Source organism: Ideonella sp. P3_A4 (assembly GCF_056403075.1).
Window position 1 is genome coordinate 1 of the sequence record NZ_JBFUGE010000342.1, and the last position, 6,588, is coordinate 6,588.

Below are 6,588 nucleotides of genomic sequence, written 5' to 3' on the forward strand. Positions count from 1 at the left end.
GCCTTGGCCAGTGCCACGGCCTGCTCGCCCATCGCCTTGCGCGTGGCGTCGCTGATGAACGGCGATGGTGCTTCCTCGATCACCTTCTGGTGGCGACGCTGGATCGAGCATTCGCGCTCGTGCAGGTACAGCACGTTGCCATGCGCGTCACCCAGCACCTGGATCTCGATGTGGCGCGGCTCCTCGACGAACTTCTCGATGAACACGCGGTCATCGCCGAAGCTGTTGCGCGCCTCGTTGCGACACGACGAGAAGCCCTCGAAGGCTTCCTTGTCGTTGAAGGCGACGCGCAGGCCCTTGCCACCGCCGCCAGCGCTGGCCTTGATCATCACCGGGTAGCCAATGCCCTTGGCAATCTCGACAGCCTGCTCGGGCGTGCCGATCGCATCGTTGTAGCCCGGGATCGTGTTGACCTTGGCCTCGTTAGCGAGCTTCTTCGACGCGATCTTGTCGCCCATCGCGGCGATCGAATAGTGCTTCGGCCCGATGAAGACCATGCCCTCTTCTTCGACCCGCTTGGCGAAGGCTTCGTTCTCCGACAGGAAGCCGTAGCCAGGGTGGATCGCCTCGGCGCCGGTCTGCTTGGCGGCCGCGATGATCTTGTCGGCCACGAGGTACGACTCACGGCTGGGCGCCGGGCCGAGCAACACCGACTCGTCGGCCAGCTCGACGTGGCGCGCATCCTTGTCGGCCTCGGAGTAGACCGCGACAGTGGCGATGCCCATCTTCTTCGCCGTCTTGATCACGCGGCAAGCGATCTCACCTCTGTTGGCGATCAGGATCTTCTTGAACATCATGGACTCCAGTTTTCTTCTCGAATCTTTCAGAACTCACGCAGCACGAATCCGCTGACGAAGGCGAAGTACTCACGCAGCCAGGCGTTGTAGCGAACGTAGAGCGGCGTCGGCGCGCCCACGGCCTGCACGCGTGCGTAGCCGACGCGGCGCGCAATCCAGCGTGCTCGAACGGTGTGGAAGTCGCTGGTCACCACGCGCACTGGCGCGTCAACGCCGACACCGCGGCCCGCCAACAGCGGCTGACTGAACCGCAGGTTCTCATCCGTGCTGGTGCTGCGCTCCTCCTGCACGATGCGCCCAGGCGACACGCCATGAGCGCGCAGGTAGTCGCCCATCACCTGGGCTTCGCTGAGACTGCCGCGAAAGTCGACCCCGCCGCTGACGACCACCGGCACGCCGGGAAACGCAGCCGCTTGCACCAGCGCCAGGTCCAGCCGCGCGCGCAGCGTGGGCGATGGCTGGCCCCCAGGCGCGCCAGACCCGAGCACGACGATGGCGGCCGGCGCATCCTGCGTCGCGACGTCACCTGCAGCACGTGCCAGCACGAACCAAAACACCAGCACGCTGAGTGCCCACAGCACCAGCGCGACGCACCCTGCACGCCAAGCCAGGCGTCGACGCGGGTGCGCCGCCAGCCATCGCTGCACCTGCGGCCAACGCCAGCTCAGCCAGACCGTGCAGGCGCCACCCAGCACCGGCAAGATCACACCGAGGTTGAACAGCCCGCCGCTCATCAACGCCAGCGCATCAACAACCAGCAAAGTGCCGCAGGCACCCGCCAGCCAACGCCATGCAACGCCTGGCGGCTTCGATCCGATCATGCGACTCGTCATGCCGTCCACGCCTCAGAGCCTTGGCCGCTGCTGCGCCCACAGCCAGTCGCGCCACTCGGTGGCAAGCAGCATGGTGTCCGGCACCTGATGGTCCATGCCGTCGTATTCGCGCCAGTGCAGCGCCGGCGCATGCTGTGCCTTGAGCGCGGCGACCATTGCCCGGTCAGCGTCGATCGGGTTGTTGGTGTCGGCATTGCCGTGCACGACCAGCAGCGGCACATCGGCCAGCGCCGCGGCTGCGTTGCGGTCGGGCGCGATGCCCGAGAACATCACCGCGGCAGCGTAGCGGTCGTGCCGCGACTGCAACGCATGCCACGCGGTGGAAGCGCCCATCGAAAACCCCGTCACATACACGCGCGCTGGGTCGATGGGCTTTTGCGCGAGCAGCGTGTCGACGAGGGCTTGCAGCCGCGCGACGCCGGGCCCCGGCGTCGAAGCCAGTGCACCATCAGGCGCCATCGCATAGTTGGCGCTGCGCTGGCCAAATTGCGGCACCAACACATAGGCGGGGTAACGCTGCCGCAAGCCCGGCGCAGACCAGCTGAGCGCCAACGCCCCCAGCTGCGCGCGGTTGTCATTCCCCACCGCCCCCGAACCGTGCAGCACCACCACCAGCGGATAACGCTGCCCCGGCACCAGCTTCAGCGGCGGCAGCAGGCGATAAGGCAGCACGGCGCCGTCAGTAGCGACATACCGCGAAGCTTCGAAGACTTCGCGTGGCAGTGCCTTCAGCTGCGCCTCGACCGCCGCGTCAGCATGCGTGCCGGCGGGCAGCCGCTGCTGCGCCGGCAGATCGTCCGCCGCCGCCCCCATGGCCGCGCAGCCGCTGGCCAACAGGACAGCCAGACAACGAGCAGCAGTGGCCCAGCACCTCATCACAGCGGAATGTTGCCGTGCTTGCGCCACGGGTTCTCGAGCTTCTTGTCTTTGAGCATCATCAGCGAGCGGCAAACGCGTTTGCGCGTCTCGTGCGGCAGGATCACGTCGTCGATGTAGCCGCGGCTGCCGGCGACAAACGGGTTGGCGAAACGGGCCTTGTATTCGGCTTCTTTCGCGGCCAGCTTGGCCGGGTCGCCCTTGTCTTCGCGGAAGATGATCTCGACCGCGCCCTTGGCGCCCATCACCGCGATCTCGGCGTTGGGCCAGGCAAAGTTGACGTCGCCGCGCAGGTGCTTCGAGGCCATCACGTCGTAGGCACCGCCATAGGCTTTGCGCGTGATCACTGTGATCTTCGGCACCGTGCACTCGGCATACGCGTAGAGCAGCTTGGCGCCGTGCTTGATGATGCCGCCGTACTCTTGCGAGGTGCCGGGCATGAAGCCGGGCACATCGACGAAGGTGACGATCGGGATGTTGAAGGCGTCGCAGAAGCGCACGAAGCGCGCGGCCTTGATCGAGCTCTTGATGTCCAGGCAGCCGGCCAGCACCATCGGGTTGTTGGCCACCACGCCGACGGTCGCGCCTTCCATGCGGGCAAAGCCGATCACGATGTTCTGCGCGTAGTCGGGCTGGATCTCGAAGAAGTCGCCGTCGTCGACGACCTTCAGGATCAACTCCTTCATGTCGTAGGGCTTGTTGGCGTTGTCCGGCACCAGCGTGTCGAGCGACAAATCGACGCGGGTCGAGGGGTCGCCGCTCGGACGAACCGGCACTTTGTCCTTGTTGTTCAGCGGCAGGTAGTTGAAGAAGCGCCGCAGCATCAGCAGTGCCTCGACGTCGTTCTCGAACGCCAAGTCCGCCACGCCGCTGCGGCCGGTGTGGGTGATCGCGCCGCCCAGCTCTTCGGCCGTCACCTCCTCGTGCGTCACGGTCTTCACCACCTCGGGGCCGGTGACGAACATGTACGACGAGTCCTTCACCATGAAGATGAAGTCGGTCATCGCGGGCGAGTACACCGCGCCGCCGGCGCACGGGCCCATGATCATCGAGATCTGCGGGATCACACCGGAGGCCAGCACGTTCTTCTGGAACACGTCGGCGTAACCACCCAGTGACGCGACACCCTCTTGAATACGTGCACCGCCCGAATCGTTCAGGCCGATCACCGGTGCGCCGACCTTCATCGCCTGGTCCATCACCTTGCAGATCTTCTCGGCGTGGGCTTCGCTCAAGGCGCCACCGAAGACCGTGAAGTCCTGGCTGAAGACGAAGACGAGGCGGCCGTTGATCATGCCGTAGCCGGTGACCACGCCGTCGCCTGGGATCTTGTTGTCGGCCATGCCGAAATCGGCGCAGCGGTGCTCGACGAACATGTCCCACTCTTCGAAGCTGCCTTCGTCCAGCAGCAGTTCGAGCCGCTCGCGCGCCGTCAGCTTGCCTTTCGCGTGCTGGGCCGCAATGCGCTTCTCGCCGCCGCCCAGTCGCGCCTTGGCGCGTTTTTCTTCGAGCATCTGAAGGATGTCGTGCATGGTCGAAAGTTCTCCTCGGAAACTATTGAAAGAGGTCGAGCAGGCGGCGCGCGGCGACCGATGCGGCAAGCGTGCCTTCACGCACCTCGGCGCGCAAACCTGCCAATTGCTCGCGCACGGCTGGATGGGCGCGGAAGCGGCTCTTCAGGCCGGCGTCGATGCGCTCCCACATCCAGGCTTCGTCCTGTACGTGGCGGCGTTTTTCCAGCCGCCCGCTGCTGGACTGAACCTGTCGGTAGTCGCTGACGGTCTGCCAGAACTCGGCCAGACCGGTGGACTTCAGCGCGCTCAGCTGAATGACCTTCGGGTGCCACACCGTTGCATCGTGATGGCCATGGTCCGCGTGGCCGTGCTGGCCGAACAGTCGCAGCGCTGAGGTGATCTGCGCCCTCGCCCGCGTTGCCGCGGCTTCGTCGATGTCGGCCTTGTTGATCACCACCAGGTCGGCCAGCTCCATCACGCCCTTCTTGATCGCCTGCAGGTCGTCGCCGGCATTGGGCAACTGCATCAGCACGAACATGTCGGTCATGCCGGAGACTGCGGTTTCGCTCTGACCGACGCCGACCGTCTCGACGATCACGATGTCGTAGCCAGCCGCTTCGCAAACCAGCAGGCTCTCGCGCGTGCGCTCGGCCACGCCGCCCAAGGTGCCACTCGACGGGCTGGGGCGGATGTAGGCCGACTCGTGAACCGACAGATGCTCCATGCGCGTCTTGTCGCCCAGGATCGAACCACCCGAGACGCTGGACGATGGATCGACGGCGAGCACCGCGACGCGGTGGCCTTGGCCGATCAGGTGCAAACCCAGCGCCTCGATGAAGGTGCTCTTGCCGACACCAGGCACGCCCGAGATGCCGAGCCGGAACGAGCGGCCCGCCGACGGCAGCAGCGCGTTCAGCAACTCGTCGGCCCGCAGCCGGTGATCGGCACGTGTTGATTCGAGCAGCGTGATGGTCTTGGCAATTGCACGCCGGCGCGGCGCCGCGTCACCATGCAGCAGTTGTTCCAGCAGCGTCTGGTCGCTCTCGGGCAAGCTCATGTCACCGCGCCGCCCGCAGGTAAAACCAGTCCCACTCGCCTTCGGCCTGCAGCTCGAAGCCGTGACGCTGGTAGAAGCGGTTCGCGTCGCTGTGCTTGAGCGCCGTCACCGACACCGGCTGGTGCGCCGCATCTGCCTCGGCCAACACCTGCGCCATCACCCAAGAGCCGATCCCTTCGCCCTGTGTGCTCGGGTGGACGTAGAGGTGGTCGAGTTGCCAGCCGTCTTCGCGCGGCACGACGACGACGAAGCCGACCAGCTCACCGCCACGCAGGATGTGGCGGGTGTGCGCAGGCTGGTAGCCGCGCGACAGGCGCTCGCGTGCGCGTTGCGGGTCGAAACGGCCCAGCCGCTCCAGGCTCTCGCGCATCGCGGCCAAGCGCAGCGACAGCAGCGCTTCAAAATCGCCGTCGCCCGCGGGCTTCAGCGTCAGTTCGGGCTGTTCAGTAGATGGCGGCATCGGCGTGCTCAGGCCACGCCCTGCGCATTGCGAATCTGTTCCAGCACGTCCTTCGCGCTGGCCGGGATCGGAGTGCCGGGGCCGTAGATGCCCTTCACGCCGGCTTCGTAAAGGAAGCGGTAGTCCTGCTGCGGGATCACGCCGCCGACGAAGACGATGATGTCATCGGCGCCCTGTTTCTTCAGCTCGGCGATGATCGCCGGCACCAGCGTCTTGTGGCCAGCGGCGAGCGTAGAGATGCCCACGGCATGCACATCGTTCTCGATCGCCTGACGCGCGCACTCTTCGGGCGTCTGGAACAGTGGGCCCATGTCGACGTCGAAGCCCAGGTCGGCAAACGCCGTGGCCACCACCTTGGCGCCACGGTCGTGGCCGTCTTGCCCGAGCTTCGCGATCATCACGCGCGGGCGGCGGCCGGCGGCATCGGCAAAGGCCGCGATCTCGCCCTGCAGCTTTTCCCAACCTTCGGCGGAGTCGTAGGCAGCAGCGTACACACCAGTCACCTTTTGAATGTCGGCGCGGTGGCGGCCGTAGACCACCTCCAGCGCGTCGCTCACCTCGCCCACGGTCGCCCGCAGGCGKATGGCCTGGATGCTCAGGTCCAGCAGGTTACCTTGGCCGGACTGGGCCGCCTTGGTCAACGAAGCCAGCGCGCCCTGGACCTTGGCGGTATCGCGCTTCGCCTTGATTTCCTGAAGGCGTGCGACCTGCTGATCGCGCACCATCACGTTGTCGACCTCAAGGATGTCGACCGGGTCTTCCTTGGCCAGCTTGTACTTGTTGACACCGACGATCACATCTTTGCCGCTGTCGATGCGGGCCTGCTTCTCGGCCGCGCTGGCCTCGATCTTCAGCTTGGCCCAGCCGGAATCCACCGCCTTGGTCATGCCGCCCATCGCCTCGACCTCTTCGATGATGGACCAGGCTTTGTCGGCCATCTCCTGCGTCAGGCTTTCCATCAGGTACGAGCCGGCCCACGGGTCGACCACGTTGGTGATGTGCGTCTCTTCCTGGATGATCAGCTGCGTGTTGCGCGCAATGCGTGAGCTGA

7 protein-coding genes are annotated in these 6,588 nt (G+C 65.8%); all 7 read right to left on the reverse strand.

Going from position 1 to position 6,588, the window contains the following annotated elements:
* A partial coding sequence (locus AC1DYI_RS23430) for an ATP-binding protein (protein ID WP_477206537.1) occupies positions 1 to 794 on the reverse strand: 794 nt, incomplete at its 3' end.
* Between the two features lie 29 nt (positions 795 to 823).
* On the reverse strand, positions 824 to 1,630 hold the full coding sequence (locus tag AC1DYI_RS23435) for a YdcF family protein (RefSeq protein ID WP_477206538.1): 807 nt from the start codon (positions 1,628 to 1,630) through the stop codon (positions 824 to 826).
* Positions 1,631 to 1,642: 12 nt separating this feature from the next.
* A complete protein-coding gene (locus AC1DYI_RS23440) occupies positions 1,643 to 2,464 on the reverse strand; it encodes a carboxylesterase family protein (protein WP_477206539.1) in 822 nt (273 codons plus the stop codon).
* Positions 2,465 to 2,505: 41 nt separating this feature from the next.
* The gene (locus tag AC1DYI_RS23445) at positions 2,506 to 4,038 is read right to left on the reverse strand and encodes an acyl-CoA carboxylase subunit beta (RefSeq protein ID WP_477206540.1); all 1,533 of its coding nucleotides are present in this window, start codon (positions 4,036 to 4,038) and stop codon (positions 2,506 to 2,508) included.
* Between the two features lie 22 nt (positions 4,039 to 4,060).
* Entirely contained in the window at positions 4,061 to 5,077 is a 1,017-nt protein-coding gene (meaB, locus tag AC1DYI_RS23450; protein WP_477206541.1) for a methylmalonyl Co-A mutase-associated GTPase MeaB, read from the reverse strand.
* 1 nt (position 5,078) lies between these two features.
* Positions 5,079 to 5,537: a GNAT family N-acetyltransferase gene (locus AC1DYI_RS23455; protein ID WP_477206542.1), complete on the reverse strand. Its 459-nt coding sequence runs from the start codon at positions 5,535 to 5,537 to the stop codon at positions 5,079 to 5,081.
* A gap of 8 nt (positions 5,538 to 5,545) precedes the next feature.
* The coding region (locus AC1DYI_RS23460) for a methylmalonyl-CoA mutase family protein (protein ID WP_477206543.1) at positions 5,546 to 6,588 on the reverse strand (1,043 nt) is incomplete at its 5' end.

Excerpts from the sequence above, each read along its gene's own strand:
- AC1DYI_RS23435 (WP_477206538.1), bottom strand. The coding sequence starts at position 1,630 with ATGACGAGTCGCATGATCGGATCGAAGCCGCCAGGCGTTGCATGGCGT.
- AC1DYI_RS23445 (WP_477206540.1), bottom strand. The coding sequence starts at position 4,038 with ATGCACGACATCCTTCAGATGCTCGAAGAAAAACGCGCCAAGGCGCGA.
- meaB (WP_477206541.1), bottom strand. The coding sequence starts at position 5,077 with ATGAGCTTGCCCGAGAGCGACCAGACGCTGCTGGAACAACTGCTGCAT.
- AC1DYI_RS23455 (WP_477206542.1), bottom strand. The coding sequence starts at position 5,537 with ATGCCGCCATCTACTGAACAGCCCGAACTGACGCTGAAGCCCGCGGGC.